The sequence below is a fragment of the Morganella psychrotolerans genome, assembly GCF_001676055.1.
Classification (GTDB): domain Bacteria; phylum Pseudomonadota; class Gammaproteobacteria; order Enterobacterales; family Enterobacteriaceae; genus Morganella; species Morganella psychrotolerans_B.
In genome coordinates this window covers 21,999-40,636 of the sequence record NZ_LZEX01000012.1, presented here as the reverse complement: position 1 = coordinate 40,636, position 18,638 = coordinate 21,999, and the positions used below count along the sequence as shown (strand labels likewise).

Annotated in this window: 16 protein-coding genes and 1 pseudogene; 14 read left to right on the top strand and 3 right to left on the bottom strand. The window is 49.9% G+C overall.

The window, feature by feature from the left end:
• Positions 1 to 8: 8 nt before the first annotated feature.
• The 8 genes and pseudogenes from mrdA to AYY17_RS08620 all read left to right on the top strand — a co-directional run bounded on the left by mrdA (position 9) and on the right by AYY17_RS08620 (position 9,072).
• Complete coding sequence (gene mrdA / locus AYY17_RS08655; protein WP_067423003.1) at positions 9 to 1,889, top strand: peptidoglycan DD-transpeptidase MrdA; 1,881 nt, start codon at positions 9 to 11, stop codon at positions 1,887 to 1,889.
• Positions 1,890 to 1,894: 5 nt separating this feature from the next.
• Positions 1,895 to 3,007 (top strand): peptidoglycan glycosyltransferase MrdB, encoded by a 1,113-nt coding sequence (mrdB, locus tag AYY17_RS08650; RefSeq protein ID WP_067370348.1) that lies wholly within the window; start codon positions 1,895 to 1,897, stop codon positions 3,005 to 3,007.
• Positions 3,008 to 3,018: 11 nt separating this feature from the next.
• The gene (gene rlpA, locus AYY17_RS08645; RefSeq protein ID WP_067423001.1) at positions 3,019 to 4,047 is read left to right on the top strand and encodes an endolytic peptidoglycan transglycosylase RlpA; all 1,029 of its coding nucleotides are present in this window, start codon (positions 3,019 to 3,021) and stop codon (positions 4,045 to 4,047) included.
• Positions 4,048 to 4,304: 257 nt separating this feature from the next.
• Positions 4,305 to 5,519 (top strand): D-alanyl-D-alanine carboxypeptidase DacA, encoded by a 1,215-nt coding sequence (gene dacA / locus AYY17_RS08640; RefSeq protein ID WP_067422999.1) that lies wholly within the window; start codon positions 4,305 to 4,307, stop codon positions 5,517 to 5,519.
• A 67-nt stretch (positions 5,520 to 5,586) separates the two neighbouring features.
• A complete protein-coding gene (ybeD, locus tag AYY17_RS08635) occupies positions 5,587 to 5,850 on the top strand; it encodes a DUF493 family protein YbeD (RefSeq protein ID WP_067370139.1) in 264 nt (87 codons plus the stop codon).
• Between the two features lie 248 nt (positions 5,851 to 6,098).
• Positions 6,099 to 6,736: pseudogene (gene lipB, locus AYY17_RS08630) on the top strand (lipoyl(octanoyl) transferase LipB).
• Between the two features lie 114 nt (positions 6,737 to 6,850).
• Positions 6,851 to 7,816: a lipoyl synthase gene (gene lipA, locus AYY17_RS08625; RefSeq protein ID WP_067422997.1), complete on the top strand. Its 966-nt coding sequence runs from the start codon at positions 6,851 to 6,853 to the stop codon at positions 7,814 to 7,816.
• 407 nt (positions 7,817 to 8,223) lie between these two features.
• Positions 8,224 to 9,072 carry an EamA family transporter gene (locus AYY17_RS08620; RefSeq protein ID WP_067422995.1) on the top strand — a complete coding sequence of 283 codons (849 nt, stop codon included), beginning with the start codon at positions 8,224 to 8,226 and terminating at the stop codon, positions 9,070 to 9,072.
• Positions 9,073 to 9,307: 235 nt separating this feature from the next.
• On the opposite strand, the gene cspE is transcribed toward AYY17_RS08620, so the two are convergent.
• From cspE to mnmH, 3 genes are all read right to left on the bottom strand, one after another.
• The gene (gene cspE / locus AYY17_RS08615) at positions 9,308 to 9,517 is read right to left on the bottom strand and encodes a transcription antiterminator/RNA stability regulator CspE (protein WP_004235583.1); all 210 of its coding nucleotides are present in this window, start codon (positions 9,515 to 9,517) and stop codon (positions 9,308 to 9,310) included.
• A gap of 210 nt (positions 9,518 to 9,727) precedes the next feature.
• Positions 9,728 to 10,195 carry a methylated-DNA--[protein]-cysteine S-methyltransferase gene (locus AYY17_RS08610; RefSeq protein WP_067422993.1) on the bottom strand — a complete coding sequence of 156 codons (468 nt, stop codon included), beginning with the start codon at positions 10,193 to 10,195 and terminating at the stop codon, positions 9,728 to 9,730.
• A 195-nt stretch (positions 10,196 to 10,390) separates the two neighbouring features.
• Positions 10,391 to 11,473, bottom strand: coding sequence for a tRNA 2-selenouridine(34) synthase MnmH (mnmH, locus tag AYY17_RS08605; RefSeq protein WP_067422991.1), 1,083 nt, complete (start codon positions 11,471 to 11,473; stop codon positions 10,391 to 10,393).
• 434 nt (positions 11,474 to 11,907) lie between these two features.
• On the opposite strand from mnmH, the gene nrdH reads away from it, so the two are divergent.
• The 6 genes from nrdH (at position 11,908) to proW (ending at position 18,572) form a co-directional block, all read left to right on the top strand.
• Complete coding sequence (gene nrdH, locus AYY17_RS08600; protein WP_067422990.1) at positions 11,908 to 12,129, top strand: glutaredoxin-like protein NrdH; 222 nt, start codon at positions 11,908 to 11,910, stop codon at positions 12,127 to 12,129.
• Between the two features lie 19 nt (positions 12,130 to 12,148).
• Positions 12,149 to 12,574 carry a class Ib ribonucleoside-diphosphate reductase assembly flavoprotein NrdI gene (gene nrdI / locus AYY17_RS08595; RefSeq protein ID WP_067422988.1) on the top strand — a complete coding sequence of 142 codons (426 nt, stop codon included), beginning with the start codon at positions 12,149 to 12,151 and terminating at the stop codon, positions 12,572 to 12,574.
• Between the two features lie 15 nt (positions 12,575 to 12,589).
• Positions 12,590 to 14,710 (top strand): class 1b ribonucleoside-diphosphate reductase subunit alpha, encoded by a 2,121-nt coding sequence (gene nrdE / locus AYY17_RS08590; protein ID WP_067422986.1) that lies wholly within the window; start codon positions 12,590 to 12,592, stop codon positions 14,708 to 14,710.
• Between the two features lie 24 nt (positions 14,711 to 14,734).
• Entirely contained in the window at positions 14,735 to 15,697 is a 963-nt protein-coding gene (nrdF, locus tag AYY17_RS08585; RefSeq protein ID WP_067422983.1) for a class 1b ribonucleoside-diphosphate reductase subunit beta, read from the top strand.
• A 606-nt stretch (positions 15,698 to 16,303) separates the two neighbouring features.
• A complete protein-coding gene (gene proV / locus AYY17_RS08580; protein ID WP_067422981.1) occupies positions 16,304 to 17,509 on the top strand; it encodes a glycine betaine/L-proline ABC transporter ATP-binding protein ProV in 1,206 nt (401 codons plus the stop codon).
• Positions 17,496 to 18,572, top strand: coding sequence for a glycine betaine/L-proline ABC transporter permease ProW (gene proW, locus AYY17_RS08575; protein WP_067422979.1), 1,077 nt, complete (start codon positions 17,496 to 17,498; stop codon positions 18,570 to 18,572). Before proV ends, proW begins: the two co-directional genes overlap by 14 nt.
• The last annotated feature ends 66 nt before the right edge of the window (positions 18,573 to 18,638 follow it).

The following is an 18,638-nucleotide window of genomic DNA, read 5'->3' as shown; positions in this document are numbered from 1 at the left end:
AACAACGGATGGATTTCCGCGATTATTCTGCGGAATCAGCTCTGTTTATCCGCCGCGCCGTTGTGGTGTTTATCGGTATGATCGTTTTAACTGCCGTTCTGATTACTAATCTTTATAATTTACAGATAAACCGCCATGAAGATTATCAGACCCGGTCAAATGATAACCGGATAAAACTCGTGCCTATTCCGCCGAGCCGCGGCCTTATCTATGATCGCAAAGGCACACTGCTTGCCGTCAACCGCACTATTTACCAACTGGAAATTGTGCCGGAGAAAGTGACTGACCTGCCGGCAGTCCTGAATGAATTACGGGATATTGTCGATCTGACAGACGAAGATATCGCCAACTATGAAAAAGAGCGCAAACGCTCACGCCGCTTTACCTCTATTGCACTGAAAACCCCGCTGAACCAGATTGAGGTTGCACGGTTTTCGGTCAATCAGTACCGCTTTCCCGGGCTGGAAATCAAAGGTTATCAGCGCCGCTTTTATCCGTATGGTTCTGCACTGACGCATGTTATTGGTTATGTGGCAAAAATTAATGATAAAGATGTCGAACGTCTGGAAAAGGAAGGCATTTTTCCAAACTATGCTGCGACTCATGATATCGGCAAGCTGGGAATCGAACGCTATTATGAATCCGTGTTACACGGAAAAACCGGCTATGAAGAGGTGGAAGTCAACAGCCGCGGGCGGGTGATCCGTCAGTTGCATGAACAAGCACCGCAAGCCGGGAAAGATATCTATCTCACGGTTGATCTTGAGTTACAGATTTATATTGAAAAGCTGCTGACCACCAGCCGTGCTGCTGTGGTTGTCAGTGATCCGCGTAACGGTGAAATTCTCGCCCTGGTCTCTAATCCGAGCTATGACCCGAATCTGTTTGTGAACGGAATTTCCGGGCCGAATTACCGCGAGTTACTCGGTAACCCGGATCGCCCGCTTATCAACCGCACCACACAGGGCCTTTACCCGCCGGCGTCAACCGTCAAGCCGTTTATCTCTGTCGCGGCACTCAGTGAAAAAGTCATCACCCGTAATACAACTATCTTTGACCCCGGCTGGTGGCAGTTGCCCGGCTCGGAAAAGCGTTACCGCGACTGGAAACGCTATGGTCACGGCAATCTGAATGTGGTGAAAGCCATTGTAGAATCAGCGGATACATTTTTTTATCAGGTAGCGTATGACATGGGCATTGATCGCCTCTCAGCCTGGATGACCCGCTTTGGTTATGGTGAGTATTCCGGTATTGACCTGATGGAAGAGTACAACGGAGTGATGCCGACCCGTGAATGGAAAGAGCGCCGCTATAAGAAACGCTGGTATCAGGGCGATACCATTCCGGTCGGGATTGGACAGGGTTACTGGACATCCACCCCCATTCAGATGGCAAAAGCACTCAATATCCTGATTAATGACGGCGTGGTGAAAACGCCGCATCTGTTACTGGGCACCAAAGAAGGTAACGGCATGCTGCCGTATGAACAAAAAACCAGCCCTGCTATCGCTGATATTCATTCCGGGTACTGGGAACTGGCAAAATCAGGTATGTACGGTGTGGCTAATGCCCCGAACGGCACAGGGCGGAAATTTTTTGCCGGAACGCCGTATAAAGCCGCTGCAAAATCTGGGACCGCGCAGGTATTCAGTTATGAAACCTACAATGCCAGCAAACTTGCCGAGCGGCTTCGTGACCATAAACTGATGATAGCCTACGCGCCTTATGATAACCCGACGGTTGCCGTTACTATCATTCTGGAAAACGGCGGAGCCGGTCCTGCGGTGGGAACATTAATCCGCCAGATTCTGGATCACGTTCTGCTGGGGGATAACAATACTGACTTACCCGATGCGCCGCCTTCGCCGCCCGGCAGTGAAACTGAGTAATGCCCATGACTGAGAATCAACGCAAAGTATCTTTAATGACCCGCATGCACATCGACTTTCCGTTGTTTGTGCTGCTGATGATCCTGCTGGTCTACAGTGCCTTTGTCCTGTGGAGCGCCAGCGGTCTGGATCCGGAAATGATGGAGCGCCGCCTCGGACAGATTTTTACCGGTATTGTCGTCATGCTGATACTGGCGCAAATTCCGCCCCGCGTGTATGAAACCTGGGCGCCGCACCTGTATATCGTCTGTGTTGTCCTGCTGGTGTTTGTGGATGTTTTCGGGCAGATAAGTAAAGGCGCACAGCGCTGGCTGGATCTGGGGATTATCCGTTTTCAGCCGTCAGAGATTGCCAAAATTGCTGTTCCGCTGATGGTCGCACGGTTTATGAACCGTGACCAATGCCCGCCGACACTGAAAAATACCGCCATCGCCCTGCTGCTGGTGATTATCCCGACTTTACTGGTTGCCGCTCAGCCGGATCTGGGAACCTCGATTCTGGTTGCCGCGTCCGGGATTTTTGTGCTGTTTCTGGCGGGGATGAGCTGGCGGCTGATTGGTGTTGCGGTACTCCTGCTGGCGGCCTTTATTCCGCTGCTCTGGTTTTTCCTGATGCACGATTACCAGCGCGGGCGCGTGATGATGCTGCTGGATCCGGAAACTGATCCGCTCGGCGCGGGCTACCATATCATTCAGTCAAAAATCGCTATCGGCTCCGGCGGACTCGCCGGAAAAGGCTGGCTGCTGGGAACGCAATCTCAGTTGGAGTTCCTGCCGGAACGCCACACTGACTTTATTTTTGCCGTACTCGCAGAAGAGCTGGGGCTGATTGGTGTTATATTCCTGCTGGTTATTTATCTTCTGATTATTATGCGCGGGCTCGTTATTGCAGCCCGTGCACAGAACACCTTTGGCCGGGTTATGGTCGGCGGCCTGATGCTTATCTTTTTTGTGTATGTGTTTGTGAATATAGGCATGGTAAGCGGGATCCTGCCGGTGGTGGGCGTACCGCTGCCGATGATGAGTTACGGCGGTTCCGCCTTAATTGTATTAATGGCGGGATTTGGTATTGTCATGTCAATTCATACGCACCGTAAGATGTTATCAAAAAGCTTATAATGAGGTTTTTTATGCGTTTTCAATGGATTTCGGTCACTGTTATGGCCATATTGCTTGCGGGATGTCCGTCAACGCCCCCGCCGATTAAACACACAGCCCCCGCCGGTCCGGCAAAAGAAATTTTAGGCGCAGTACCGATGTTTGAACCACTGCACCCGGGAGCCAATGACGATTATGTCCGCAACGGGCAGCAATATCAGATTGTCCGTGATCCGGAAAACTTTACACAGCAAGGCTATGCGTGGATCTACGGTCAGGCGCAAAACGGGAATCCGACAGCCGGCGGCGAACGGGTTAACAGTGCGGAATTAACCGCATCACACCCGACACTCCCGATCCCAAGCTATGCCCGTGTGACCAATATGGCGAATAACCGGATGATGGTCGTACGCATTAATGATCGCGGACCGTACATGCCAGGCAAACAAGCGGGACTTTCACGCGCGGTCGCTGATCGCCTGAATCTGCTGCCGAATACCCGGATTAAAATTGATCCGATTATTGTTTCACAGGATGGCACTCTGAGCGGTCCCGGGACTGTCGGAACGGTTGTCGCCAAGCAGAGCTATGCCCTGCCGGGCCGTCCTGAGCTCGGAAAAACCAGTGCGATGGGAACACCTGTAATGGAAAGTGCGCCGGCACTACCGGCGAACAGTCGTCCGGTCATGCCGCAGCCACAGCCTGAATCAGCCCTGATACCTGCCGCCATACCTGCCTCCGCAGCGCAGGAAACAGCTGAGACACCGGCAACCACGTCTGATACCCCGTCCGCTCCTGTCACCGCGACACAGCCGGCAACTACCGCGCCTGCCGGCGCCACCGGTTACCGTATCCAGGTGGGAGCGGTGGGTGATGCTGAACGCGCGACACAGTGGCAAAAAGAACTCAGCGAAAAATTAGGGGTACCCGGCATGACAGAAGCCTTCGGTGATGTTTACCGGGTTCAGTTAGGGCCGTTCACCAGCCGCGAACGGGCAACAGAGATTCAGGGACGGTTACGTCAGCAACTGAATATGAATTCGTTTATCCTGGCGCCATAATCTGATTTTTATGCGCCCGGTGTTGTATAAAAACCAAGGGTATATACCCAACGTCATTCAAGATGCAGGAAGGCGGCAAGGGAAGACCGACGGGGAGCATACATTAGTATGTGACCCGGCTGGCTGAGTGCGGCCAACGAACCTGCAGTTTGAATGAATAAGGGTATAAAACTTACGTAAAATAACGCGCGTTCACAGCACTTTTGCTATGATAGCGTTTCTTTTCCACCGGCATCATCAATATTGTTTTAACACTCATGAAATACGCAACTACTTATTGTTACCGTGCCACCCGTCTGGCTGCTTTCGGCTTTGCACTGGCGCTTAGCGCCGCCGCTTCGGCCGCTGATATCCCGAACCAAAATACCGTCATACCCGCCGTACCGGATATTGAAGCAGAATCCTATATTCTGATGGATTACCATTCCGGCAAAATTCTTGCGCAAAAAAATGCCGATGTCCGCCGTGATCCTGCCAGTCTGACGAAAATGATGACCAGCTACGTCATCGGTCAGGCAATGCAGGCCGGGAAATTCACACCGCAAAGCATGGTGACTGTCGGGGAAAATGCCTGGGCGACCGGCAACCCTGTATTCCGTGGTTCTTCCCTGATGTTCCTAAAGCCCGGAGATCGCGTCAGCGTGGCGGATCTCACCCGTGGGATCAACCTGCAATCCGGTAATGATGCCTGTGTTGCAATGGCAGAATTTGTCTCCGGTGATCAGACTACATTTGTCAGCCAGATGAACAATTATGTCGCACAACTGGGACTGCAAAACACGCATTTTAAAACAGTTCACGGACTGGATGCGGAAGGCCAGTACAGTACCGCGCGGGATATGGCGCTGATCGGGCAGGCAATGATCCGTGATGTGCCGAATGAATACGCTATCTATAAAGAGCGTTCATTCACCTATAATAATATTACCCAGCAGAACCGTAATGACCTGCTCGGCGATAAAAGCCTGAATGCAGACGGAATAAAAACCGGGCACACCAGCGGCGCGGGCTACAACCTGGTCGCTTCTGCAACAGAAGGCGATATGCGCCTGATCTCTGTTGTTATGGGAACCAAATCCGCCTCTGCCCGTAACGCGGAAAGTAAAAAATTACTGACATGGGGATTCCGTTTCTTTGAAACCGTGAAACCGATGCAGAAAGATAACCCGCTGGCCTCTGAAATTGTCTGGTTCGGTGATACTGATAAAGTGCAGTTAGGTGTGGAAAATGATGTCTATCTCACCATTCCCCGTGGTCGTCTGAAAGATTTGAAAGCCGCATTTGTCCTGAATAACACGGAATTACATGCACCGCTGGCACAAAACCAGGTCGTCGGTACAATTAATTTCCAGCTGGATAACCAGATTATTGAAAGCCGTCCGCTGGTTGTGGCACAGGCCGTACCGGAAGGTAATTTCTTCAGCCGCCTGATAGACTATATCCGCCTGCTGTTTCACCGCTGGTTCGGCTGAGACTTGAAATCAGATGGATAACCCCCATATTTAGTTCATCTGAGATTTGCTTTATTAAGGAGCACCCATGAAAACCAATTTGAATGAACTGTTAGAGTTCCCCTGCTCATTTACTTACAAAGTGATGGGTGCTGCTGAACCTGAGTTACTGGAAGATGTTCTGGAAGTAATTCAGCGCCATGCGCCGGGTGATTACAGCCCGTCAGTCAAGCCGAGCAGCAAAGGAACGTATCATTCTGTTTCTGTCACAATTGACGCGACCCACATCGACCAGATTGAAAGTCTGTACGAAGAACTGGGCGCATTAGAACGCGTAAGAATGGTTCTGTAATAAGATGATTAAGACCGCCTGAACAAGCGGTCTTTTTTTTATGCTTCTGAACATTCCATACCCAACGTCATTCGAGATGCAGGAAGGCGGCAAGCTCCAATTGCCGGGGAGCATACATAAGTATGTGACGCGGCGGGTGGAGTGCGGCCAACGAACCTGCAGTTTGAATGAATAAGGGTATGTGCACATTGCTGGTGCGCTTTTGTAACGCGCGCTATACTGCGGGTTCGGCATACCGGATTGAAGATATGATTTTGCAAAATAACACCATCACATTACATCAGCTGGGTCTGCGCCCCTATTCTCCTGTCTCTGACGCCATGCATCAATTTACTGAACAACGCGACACACAAACCGGCAATGAAATCTGGCTGGTTGAACATGAACGCGTCTTCACACAGGGTCAGGCGGGCAAAGCAGAGCATGTTCTCGCTCCCGGTGATATCCCTGTTATTCAGTCAGACCGCGGCGGACAGGTGACCTATCATGGTCCGGGACAACAGGTTATGTATGTGATGATTGATCTGAAACGCGACAAAATCGGTGTGCGTGAGCTGGTGTCAGCGCTGGAAAATACCGTTGTTGAGACACTGAAACAGTGGAATATTGATGCTTATCCGCGCCCGGATGCCCCCGGCGTGTATGTAGGCGGTAACAAAATTTGCTCTCTCGGGCTGCGTATCCGCAACGGGCGCTCTTTTCACGGATTGGCGCTCAATATTAATATGGATCTTGAACCTTTTCACCGGATTAATCCCTGTGCTACGCCGGGCTGGCAATGACTCAAATGGCTGATTTTGTTCCCGGTATTACATTAGCAGATGTTCAGCCTGTACTGACCGCACAATTTTGCCGACAATTAGGATTCCAACTCGCAACAGAATAGTGTTATAATTTTTTAACATATTTAAAATATTTTTTAAAAGATTGATGATTCCGTTACATTCAGCAGGCACTCATCAATCATTATCCGATGAATCTAACCGGAAACAGCATAAACATGAGCAAACCTATTCAGATGGAGCGCGGCATTAAATATCGTGATGCCGATAAAATGGCGCTTATCCCGGTCAAAAACCTGGTATCAGAAACGACCGAGCGGCTGCGTAAGCCCGGATGGATGAAAATCAAACTTCCGGCAGATACCCATAAAATCAAGGGAATAAAAGATGCAATGCGCCGCAACGGCCTGCATTCTGTGTGCGAAGAAGCATCCTGCCCGAACTTAAGCGAATGTTTTAACCACGGCACCGCCACCTTTATGATCCTCGGTGCTATCTGTACCCGCCGCTGTCCGTTCTGTGATGTTGCCCACGGACGCCCGAATGCACCGGATGCCAATGAGCCGCAAAAACTGGGCCAGACCATTAAAGATATGGGACTGCGCTATGTGGTGATAACGTCTGTTGACCGTGATGACCTGCGTGACGGTGGTGCTCAGCACTTTGCTGACTGTATTACGGCTATCCGTGAACACAGCCCGGCCATTAAAATTGAAACCCTGGTGCCGGATTTCCGCGGACGCATGGATAAAGCTCTTGATATCCTGATCGCCACACCGCCGGATGTCTTTAACCACAATCTGGAAAACGTACCACGCGTTTACCGCCAGGTGCGCCCGGGTGCGAACTATGACTGGTCACTGCAACTGCTTGAGCGCTTTAAAGAAGCGCATCCTGAGATCCCGACCAAATCGGGACTGATGGTCGGTTTAGGTGAAACCAATGCAGAAATTCTGGATGTTATGCGTGATTTGCGCCGTCACGGTGTCACTATGCTGACCCTGGGGCAATATCTGCAACCGAGCCGCCATCATCTGCCGGTTCAGCGTTATGTCAGCCCGGAAGATTTCGACGAAATGAAAGCCGAAGCACTGGCAATGGGCTTTACCCATGCAGCCTGCGGCCCGTTTGTCCGCTCGTCTTATCATGCTGATTTACAGGCAAAAGGCGAAGAAGTTAAGTAATCAGACCGCTATACAGAGTCTGTACAGTTCTGTCTTTACAATACCGCTGTTTGAAAAAACGGCGGTTTTTTTTGTAACACCAGCGCCAACGCGGGTAACAGGCAAAATGAAAAGACGCTGTGAACACATCCTTGTGCGCTCGGATCGCGCCATCCATGGCGCTTACGCTTTTCCTTTCTCTGCCTGTCACCTGCGTTTTACCTGACCATCAAACTGATCAAATTTATTGTATTGTTCTTTTTTTATCCCGGGTCTATACCCAACGTCATTCAAGATGCGGACAACGAGCCTGCAGTTTGAATGAATAAGGGGATATGTCTTTTGTGCTCTACCCTGCCATTCATTATTCCCACCTGCTCTGATGCGGATTATCATGTGCGCTATAACACATTATTGATGAGTAAATTATGCAACGTGGTGGTGTTTTACTTCTGACTGCTCTCGCTCCGGCTGTCTGGGGCAGTACGTATCTGGTGACAACCGAGATGTTACCGGCGGGTTATCCGATGACCGTTGCGATGCTGCGTGCCTTACCTGCGGGATTATTACTGATGCTGTTTATCCGGCAACTACCTAAAGGAATATGGTGGGGGCGTATTTTAGTATTGGGTGCACTGAATTTTGCCGTATTCTGGTGGCTTCTGTTTGTCTCAGCGTATCGCCTGCCGGGTGGGGTGGCAGCAACAGTCGGTGCTGTTCAGCCACTGATCGTGCTATTACTTTCACGGATGGTGCTGGGAAATGTCCTCAAACCACTGGCGGTGATTGCGGCCTTGTGCGGGATAGGCGGGGTCGCGCTGCTGTTACTGACACCACAGGCAAAACCCGATACCTTAGGGATTATCGCAGGGCTTGCCGGGGCATTTTCAATGGCCGCCGGTACTGTTCTGAGCCGCCGCTGGCAGCCGGATGTTTCTCCCCTGACATTTACCACCTGGCAACTGACAGCAGGCGGGCTGCTGCTGCTGCCGGTTTCCCTGTTACTGGAACCGGCTCTGCCGCCGCTGACCATGCTGAATATTACCGGGCTGGTTTATCTGGGATTGATTGGTGCGGCACTGACGTATCTGCTCTGGTTTCGCGGGCTGGCCATTCTGGGGCCGAATTCGGTCGCGTCTCTTGGCTTTCTCAGCCCTCTGACGGCGGTATTACTGGGCTGGTTCATCCTGGATCAGCAACTGAGCCTGCTACAATGCACCGGTGTTCTGGTGGTTGTCGGCAGTGTATGGTTAAGCCAGGTGGCTAACCGCCGCTGATATACCCGTATTCATTCAAACTGCAGGTGCGTTGGCGGAACGAGGACAGCCGGGTCACATACTAATGTATGCTCCCGTCTGTCTTCAATTGCCGCCTTCCTGCAACTTGAATGACGTTGGGTATATATATAATTCAGGCATAAAAAAACCCGTTACCATGGTGAGTAACGGGTTTTCGTCACGGTAATGTCGAATTAAAATAACGGCTACGGTATAGCAAATTGCAAACTACAACTTAAATTGAGACAACGTTTGCGGCAGACGGGCCTTTGGCACCATCAACGATTTCAAATTCCACTTTCTGACCTTCAGCCAGTGTTTTGAAACCATCATTGAGGATCGCAGAGAAATGAACGAACACATCTTTGCTGCCGTCTTCCGGAGTGATAAAACCGAAACCTTTCGCTTCGTTAAACCACTTCACGTTACCTTTGCGCTTTGACATTCAAAAAAACCCTTTAAACAAGTGATTGTACTCATTAGTACCTGGTCAGTCTTCAGCAGACTGTATTGATCCTTACGGGTAATCTGTCCGGATATCCGAATTACCCGTCGGATAATGGTATTGTGTGAGATATTCCACTGACACGCCAGAGGATTTATCTTACTTATTTTAACTATATTCAACTATATAGCAGGAACATCTCATGCCCGGTTACATAATTCCTTCATGACGCAGCAGCCAGTGTTTGATATCCAGCCCGCCGCTGTACCCGCCCATTGAGCCGTCATGAGCAATAACCCGGTGACACGGAATAATCAGACAGATTGGATTACGTCCGTTAGCCATGCCGACTGCCCGGCAGTAGTTTGCCGATCCCAGTTTTAATGACAAATCTTTATACGACCATGTGACTGCAAACGGAATAGTCGACAATTGTGACCAGACGCGGGTTTGAAACTCCGTTCCGTGCGGATTCAGTTTCACGCTGAAATCCTGCCTTTTACCGGAAAAATATTCATCCAACTCTGTAATACACTGAACAATATACGGATTATCCGGATCAATCTGTTCTGTGGTGCTATCGCTGAATCCCAGTTCAGTAACACCCTGCAAATCTGCACTGATAGTGATATAACGACGGGGAAATCCGGTTGGTGCCTTAATATATGTTGTCGCCATTAGTTTGCCCTTTGTTCTGATTTTCTATAGATTTCTACAGAAGAACCTAATTCTGATAAAGAGACAAACATCATTTACGTTATTCATCTCACAACAGAGAAAATAACGAGGCAAATGATTTCATGCAAGTCAATTCACCGGAGAAAAATCCCCCGGTAGATTGTTATGTAAAATATGATGAGCAACGTCAGATGATTATTTGAGCCAGTCGGCAACCGCTTCATACGTGCCGCAAAAAAGTATCCGGTCTGCTTTTTTGCTCAGTTGATAGCGGTACATCGGGTCATAATATTCTGCCAGTAACGGACATAACCAGGAGAAATGCGCATCGGTCGCACCAGTGCGTAATTGTTCTGCCAGCGCAGTGTCCAGCAGTGCAGTAAGATCAGCAGCCCGCTGTGCACCAAGCCGTTTGCGGATAGCTGACAGCCCGTGATGCAGATACTCACTGTATGCCAGCCAGCCCTGCTCTTCACCGTATGCCGTGGTAAAATCCCGGTACATGCGATCAAAATACTCTTCTTTCAGCCTTTCCAGGCGCCGCTCAAGCGGATCGTCAACCACCACCAGAGATGCCTTCTCCATCTGCGCCCGCAGACAGTCCGGCAGACCATTGACACCGATAGCGCGGCCTTCATCTTCCAGAACCCAGCGCGTCCGCCCGGCTTCTTTTTTTACCATTGCGGCGGCGAGATGGTTCTCAAAGGTCGCCTGCGCAAACTGGGCTTCCAGGGTTCGTCCGAATGAAGAACCACGGTGATGGGCCAGCCCTTCCAGATCAATACCGTCTGCCAGTTCACCCACCAGCGTGGTTTTACCGTTACCGGTACAGCCGCCGATTAAGATAACCGGGCGCTGTACCAGCTCAGTTGTCAGTTGAATCACCGCTTGACGCAGGGCTTTATAACCGCCGGTAATCAGCGGGTATTCCATTCCCGATTCATGCAGCCATTGCTGCACAATATGAGAACGCTGACCGCCACGGGCACAACACAGGTAGCCTTGCGGATTACGGGTACAAGCGTCCTGCCAGTCCGCCAGACGGCGGGTACGGCTCTCACCGCTGACCAGGTGATAACCCAGCGCAAGTGCTTTTTCAGAGCCCTGCTGCTTATAACAGGTACCGACAGCCGCCCGCTCATCATCATTCATCAGCGGCAGATTAAGCGCACCGGGCATCGCGCCCTGGTTAAATTCCACCGGTGCACGGACATCGATCAACGGTACTTCAGCGGCAAGGAGAGTTCGGATTGTTTGGGGAGACGGGGATAATTCCATAATAAAAACTGTGATTTCAACTCAGATGTCGGTGAAAAGACCCGCCGGTAACAGCAGATCAACTTTTTTTTATTGTACGCCTGACAACAAAATTTGTCGCTGCGGATTTTAGCTCTGCCGCTGTATATACCCAACATCATTCAAGATGCAGGCAGGCGGCAAGTGAAGATAAACGGGGAGCATACATCAGTATGTGGCCCGGTTAGCTGAGCGTAGCCAACACACCTGCAGTTTGAATGAATAAGGGTATAGCAGACCGGGTGAATGATCATGATGTAACTCAGATACAGACATTTAATAATAATAATCATTCAAATTAGATAAACACTATATATAGTGTGGTTGATATATTCAATATCTACATATAGTATCTCAAATACAGTTGACCCACGATATCTGTGTATCACCCACAGATATAATCAAGAGACATTATCATGACAGTGATTATCTACAGCAAACCCGACTGCGTGCAATGCAACGCGACTTACCAGATGCTCGGACGCAAGAACATTCCGTTCAGTGTCATTGATATCACACAGGATGAGCAGGCGTATCAGCATGTCCGCTCCCTGGGTTATCAGCAGGTGCCGGTAGTGGTTGCCGGTCAGGAGAGCTGGGCCGGATTCCGTCCTGACAAACTCGCCGCGCTCGGCTGAGAAACCGGCAGGAGGCTTTATGACAACAACACAGGCGCTGATTTACTTCTCCACCCGCTCAGAAACCTGTCACCGCTTTGTCGGCAAGCTGGGAATACCAGCGACGCGGCTGCCGGAAGACGGCAGCCCGCTTTGCGCCACGCAGCCTTATGTGCTGCTGGTGCCGACCTACGGCGGTGGTCATCACAACGGCGCGGTGCCGCGTCCGGTGATCCGCTTTCTTAATCAGCCGGAGAACAGATCATTACTGCGCGGTGTCATTGCTGCCGGTAATACCAATTTCGGTGCCGCCTATGGTATTGCGGGCGATATTATTGCCGCCAAATGCGGTGTTCCTTTTTTATACCGTTTTGAATTGCTCGGCACACAACATGATGTCGGACGTGTCCGCGACGGCCTGCACCGCTTCTGGCAGCAACAGGCGCTGACACCCGCACTCAACTGACTTCTGAGACAGACTATGACGACTGAACACACGGATTACCACGCCCTGAATGCGATGCTCAACCTGTATGACGCACACGGCAACATACAGTTTGATAAAGATGTGACGGCGGCCCATCACTACTTTCGCAGCCATGTTAATCAGAACACCGTGTTTTTCCACAATCTGCGGGAAAAACTCGATTTTCTGGTTAACGAAAACTATTACGAAACACAGGTGCTTGAACAGTATGATTTCGGGTTTATCAAATCCCTGTTCAAACAGGCTTACAGCAAAAAATTCCGCTTTCAGACTTTCCTCGGTGCACTGAAATATTACACCGGGTATACCCTGAAAACCTTTGACGGGCAGCGTTATCTGGAGCGCTTTGAAGACCGCGTCTGTATGGTGGCACTGACTCTGGCACAAGGCGATACTGAATTGGCAGAGCATCTGCTGGAAGAAATTATCAGCGGGCGTTTCCAGCCTGCCACCCCTACGTTTCTCAACTGCGGCAAAAAACAGCGCGGAGAATTTGTTTCCTGCTTCCTGCTGCGGATTGAAGACAATATGGAGTCCATCGGGCGCAGTGTGAATTCGGCGCTGCAACTATCGAAACGCGGTGGTGGTGTGGCGTTTCTGCTGACCAATCTGCGTGAAACCGGTGCGCCGATTAAGCTGATTGAAAACCAGTCCAGCGGCGTGGTGCCGGTCATGAAGATGCTGGAAGATGCATTTTCCTATGCCAACCAACTGGGCGCGCGTCAGGGCGCGGGAGCAGTCTATCTTCATGCTCATCACCCGGATATCCTGACATTTCTGGACACCAAGCGGGAAAATGCAGATGAAAAAATCCGTATCAAAACATTATCCCTCGGCGTGGTTATCCCGGATATTACCTTTGAATTAGCCAAAAATAATGAGCCGATGTATCTTTTCTCGCCTTATGATGTGGCGCGGATTTACGGCAAACCCATGTCTGAGCTGAGTATCAGCGAACATTACGCGGATATGGTGAATAACAAAGCTATCCGCAAACGTAAAATTAATGCCCGCGAATTTTTCCGCATCCTCGCTGAAATCCAGTTCGAGTCCGGCTATCCCTATATTATGTTTGAAGATAATGTTAACCGGGCAAACCCCATCGCCGGTTACATTAATATGAGCAACCTGTGCTCAGAGATTTTGCAGGTCAACAGCGCCAGCGAATATGAGGACGACCTCAGCTACCGCCATACCGGGCGGGATATCAGCTGTAATCTCGGCTCCCTGAATATCGCAAACATGATGGATTCCCCGGATTTTGCCCGCTCCGTAGATATTGCAGTGCGCGGGCTGACTGCGGTCTCAGATATGAGCCACATCAGCAGTGTGCCGTCCATTGACCACGGCAATCAAGGCTCACACGCTATCGGGCTCGGGCAGATGAACCTGCACGGTTATCTGGCACGGGAGCGTATTCATTATGGTTCAGAAGAAGGTATTGATTTCACAAATATCTATTTTATGACCATTGCCTATTATGCACTGAAAGCCTCAAACCGGCTGGCGACCGAGCGCAGGCAGACATTCTTTAACTTTGCACAATCCACCTATGCAAGTGGTGAATACTTTACCAAATACATCACGCAGAAATGGGAACCGGTAACAGAAAAGGTGCGCGCCCTGTTTACCGATGCCGGGATAGCGCTTCCCTCACAGGCAGACTGGCAGCAATTAAAAGAAAACGTGATGCAGCACGGACTGTATAACCAGAATTTACAGGCGGTTGCGCCAACGGGATCTATCTCTTACATCAATCACGCAACCTCATCTATTCACCCGATTGTTGCCCGCATTGAGATCCGCAAAGAGGGTAAGCTCGGACGTGTTTATTATCCGGCCGCTTACATGACTAATGATAATCAGGAATATTATCGCGATGCGTACGAAATCGGCCCTGAAAAAATAATTGATACCTACGCCACCGCCACACAGCACGTCGATCAGGGGCTGTCTCTCACCCTCTTTTTCAGTGATGAGGCATCCACGCGGGACATTAACCGCGCACAAATTTACGCCTGGCGAAAAGGCATAAAAACGCTTTATTACGTGCGGCTGCGCCAGTCGGCACTGGAAGGCACGGAAGTTGCCGGTTGTGTCTCCTGCGCCGTATAAACAGATTAAAATCAGGATATTACCATGACAACATTAAGCCGCGTTTCTGCGATAAACTGGAACCGCATAGAAGATGACAAAGACCTGGAAGTGTGGAACCGCCTGACCAGCAACTTCTGGCTGCCGGAAAAAATTCCGCTGTCGAATGACATTCCGTCCTGGCAGACACTGACGCCGGATGAAAAACAACTGACCATCCGGGTATTCACCGGGCTGACGTTGCTGGATACCATTCAGAATACGGTCGGCGCACCGGCACTGATCCCGGATGCCCAGACCCCGCATGAAGAAGCGGTACTCTCCAATATCAGCTTTATGGAAGCGGTCCATGCCCGCTCTTACAGTTCGGTTTTTTCCACGCTCTGCTCCACACAGGAAATTGATGACGCCTACCGCTGGAGTGAAGAAGAACCCACATTGCAAAATAAAGCGGATATCATTCTCGGTTATTACCGCGACCCGCATCCGCTTAAAAAGAAAGTGGCCAGTGTCTTTCTGGAATCCTTCTTATTCTATTCCGGATTCTATTTGCCGATGTACTGGTCAAGCCGCGCGAGGCTGACAAATACCGCCGATCTGATCCGGCTGATTATCCGTGATGAAGCCGTGCATGGTTATTATATCGGATATAAATTTCAGCGGGCATTGCTTAATTATGATGAGCAAACCCGGCAGGAAATAAAAGAATTCACATTCAGTCTGTTATTGGATTTATATGAGAATGAAATTAATTACACCAGAAAATTATATGATGTTGTCGGCTTGTCTGAAGATGTGATTAAATTTTTGCATTACAATGCAAATAAATCCCTGATGAATTTAGGTTATGAAGCCTTATTTCCGGACAGTGTAACCGATGTCAGTCCGGCCATATTATCGGCATTATCACCGGATGCGAATGAGAACCACGATTTCTTCTCCGGCTCGGGGTCGTCTTATGTCATAGGAAAGGCCATTAACACGGAAGATGAAGACTGGGACTTTTAAATCAGTAATTTTTTCTAACCTGTAATGGCATTACCACCTATCTTATCAATGCACTGATATTTAAGATTATTTATATCAGTGCTTTTTTAGCTTAAAAAACAGCCTGAATAATCAATTTTTAGTACCACTAACATTGTTGATTACGATATTTTTACCGAGTTATTTTAAAACTTAACTGCAATATGTCCATCCGGACAGATAGTAACCAAACGTAATCATTAAATTATATTGAATCCGTGTGATTTTTTTACCTGTTTTTTCCTTCTCTTTTATATCCTGATAAAATCCGGTTATTATCCCCCAATTATTGTTTTCTTCCCGCTAACGGTACATCCGGTAAATAATGGTTAAAACAAAGAGCTGCTTAACGTTTATCGCTATTTATGCTGCCTTACCCACCACATCATTAATATATTAACAAAAAAGACAAATAACTAAATTCATACCATCCTCTGATGCAAATACCGGGAAGGATTTTGATTAATTCTCATAATCAAGGGGTTGTCAGCATTATCTCGTGTGTTAGGGTAAATAACGTTTTTTTTTCAGGGAAGAGAGCATATTCACGAATCTGACATCCACATTAATTCTGAATGGATATAATGCATGGCGATAAAACTCGAAGTTAAAAATCTTTATAAAATATTTGGTGAGCATCCTAAGCTTGCCTTTGAATTATTAAATCAGGGTCTGAGTAAAGATCAGATATTTGAAAAAACCGGTGCCACTATCGGGGTACAGGATGCAAATCTGGCCATTGAAGAAGGCGAAATATTCGTCATTATGGGACTGAGCGGTTCAGGGAAATCTACCTTAGTTCGTCTTCTCAATCGCCTGATTGAACCGACACGCGGCCAGGTGCTGATAGATGGCGAAGATATCGCGGTTATCTCAGACCAGGCACTGCGCGAAGTCCGGCGTAAAAAAATCAGTATGGTATTCCAGTCCTTTGCTCTGATGCCGCATATGTCGGTTATCGAAAATACCGCATTCGGCCTTGAACTTGCCGGAATGGACAAAGCCGAACGCCATACGCGGGCGCTCGATTCCCTGAAACAGGTCAATCTGGAGCAATGGGCAAATTCGTATCCGGATGAGCTTTCCGGCGGAATGCGTCAGCGTATCGGCCTTGCCCGCGCGCTGGCAAATGACCCGGATATTCTGCTGATGGATGAAGCCTTCTCCGCACTCGACCCGCTGATCCGCACAGAAATGCAGGATGAGTTACTCAGCCTCCAGGGTGATAAGCAGCGCACCATTGTCTTTATCTCCCATGATCTCGATGAAGCCATGCGTATCGGTGACCGTATCGCCATTATGCAGGGCGGGGTTGTCGTGCAAATCGGTACACCGGATGAAATTCTCAATAATCCGGCGAATGATTATGTCCGCACCTTCTTTCGCGGCGTGGATATCAGTCACGTATTCAGTGCCAAAGATATCGCCCGCCGCCGTGCCGATGCCCTGCTGCATGTGGCTCCCGGTTTCGGACCGCGCTCTGCGCTGAAAGTACTGAATGATGATGACCGTGAATACGGCTATCTGATTGAGCGTGGACAGAAATTTGCCGGCATTGTTTCTGTCGCCTCACTTGAAGCGGCGCTGAAAGCGAAAAAAACCATTACGGATGCCATCCTGAATGAACCGCAGGCAGTCGGTGCCGACACGCCGCTCAATGAGCTGCTGAGTGTTGTCGGGCAATCTTCCTGTGCGGTACCGGTTACCGGTGAAAACAACCGCTATATCGGCGTCATCTCGAAGGGGATGTTGCTTCAGGCTTTAGATAAGGAGACGCCGAATGAACCCGAATAATCAGACAGATACAGAGCAGGATCCGTGGGCTGATACCACAAATACCGGCAGCGCAGATGCCGACCCGTGGGGTGGAGATGTTCCGGACAGCGGCACAGACTGGCTTGATACCGGCGCTGCCGGTGACGCTGCGGGTCCCGCCTTTGACTGGGCACATCCGTTTGACCACACGCTTCTTCCGTTTGACAGTTGGGTAACCGATATCATCAACTGGGTTGTTCTGCACTTCCGCCCGGTATTTCAGGGGATCCGTGTTCCGATTGATTTTGTTCTCAGCAGCTTTGAGCAGGGTCTGACCGCCATACCGGCACCTATCGCTATTGTGATTTTTGCCCTGATAGCCTGGCAGATGAGCGGCAAAGGCCTCGGTATTACCAGCCTGATATCACTGACATTTATTGGTGCAATCGGGGCATGGTCTGAAGCAATGGTAACACTGTCTCTGGTACTGACCGCCCTGATGTTCTGTATTCTTATCGGGCTGCCGACAGGTATTGCACTGGCGCGCCATGAACGCGCGGCAAAAATAATCCGTCCGCTGCTTGATGCCATGCAGACCACTCCGGCCTTCGTTTATCTGGTGCCGATTGTCATGCTTTTTGGTATCGGTAATGTGCCGGGCGTTGTGGTGACTATTATCTTTGCATTGCCACCGGTTATCCGCCTGACCATTCTGGGGATAAAACAGGTGCCCGCTGATCTGATTGAAGCGGCTGAATCATTTGGTGCCAATCCGCGCCAGATGTTATTCAAAGTGCAGTTACCACTGGCGATGCCAACCATCATGGCAGGGATCAACCAGACACTGATGCTGGCGTTGTCGATGGTGGTTATCGCCTCGATGATAGCCGTCGGCGGTCTGGGACAGATGGTTCTGCGCGGTATTGGTCGTCTGGATATGGGGCTGGCCTCTGTCGGTGGTGCGGGAATTGTTATCCTTGCCATCATTCTTGACCGCCTGACCCAGTCGCTCGGGAAAGACTCCCGCGCCAAAGCCGGACGCCGCTGGTATCACACCGGCCCCGCCGGTCTTATCACCCGTCCGTTCCGCCGCACACCGTAATACACACCATGCCCGGGAGCCCGGCTCCCGGCAAATTATCACCCTGCTGCACATCACCCCGGTCTG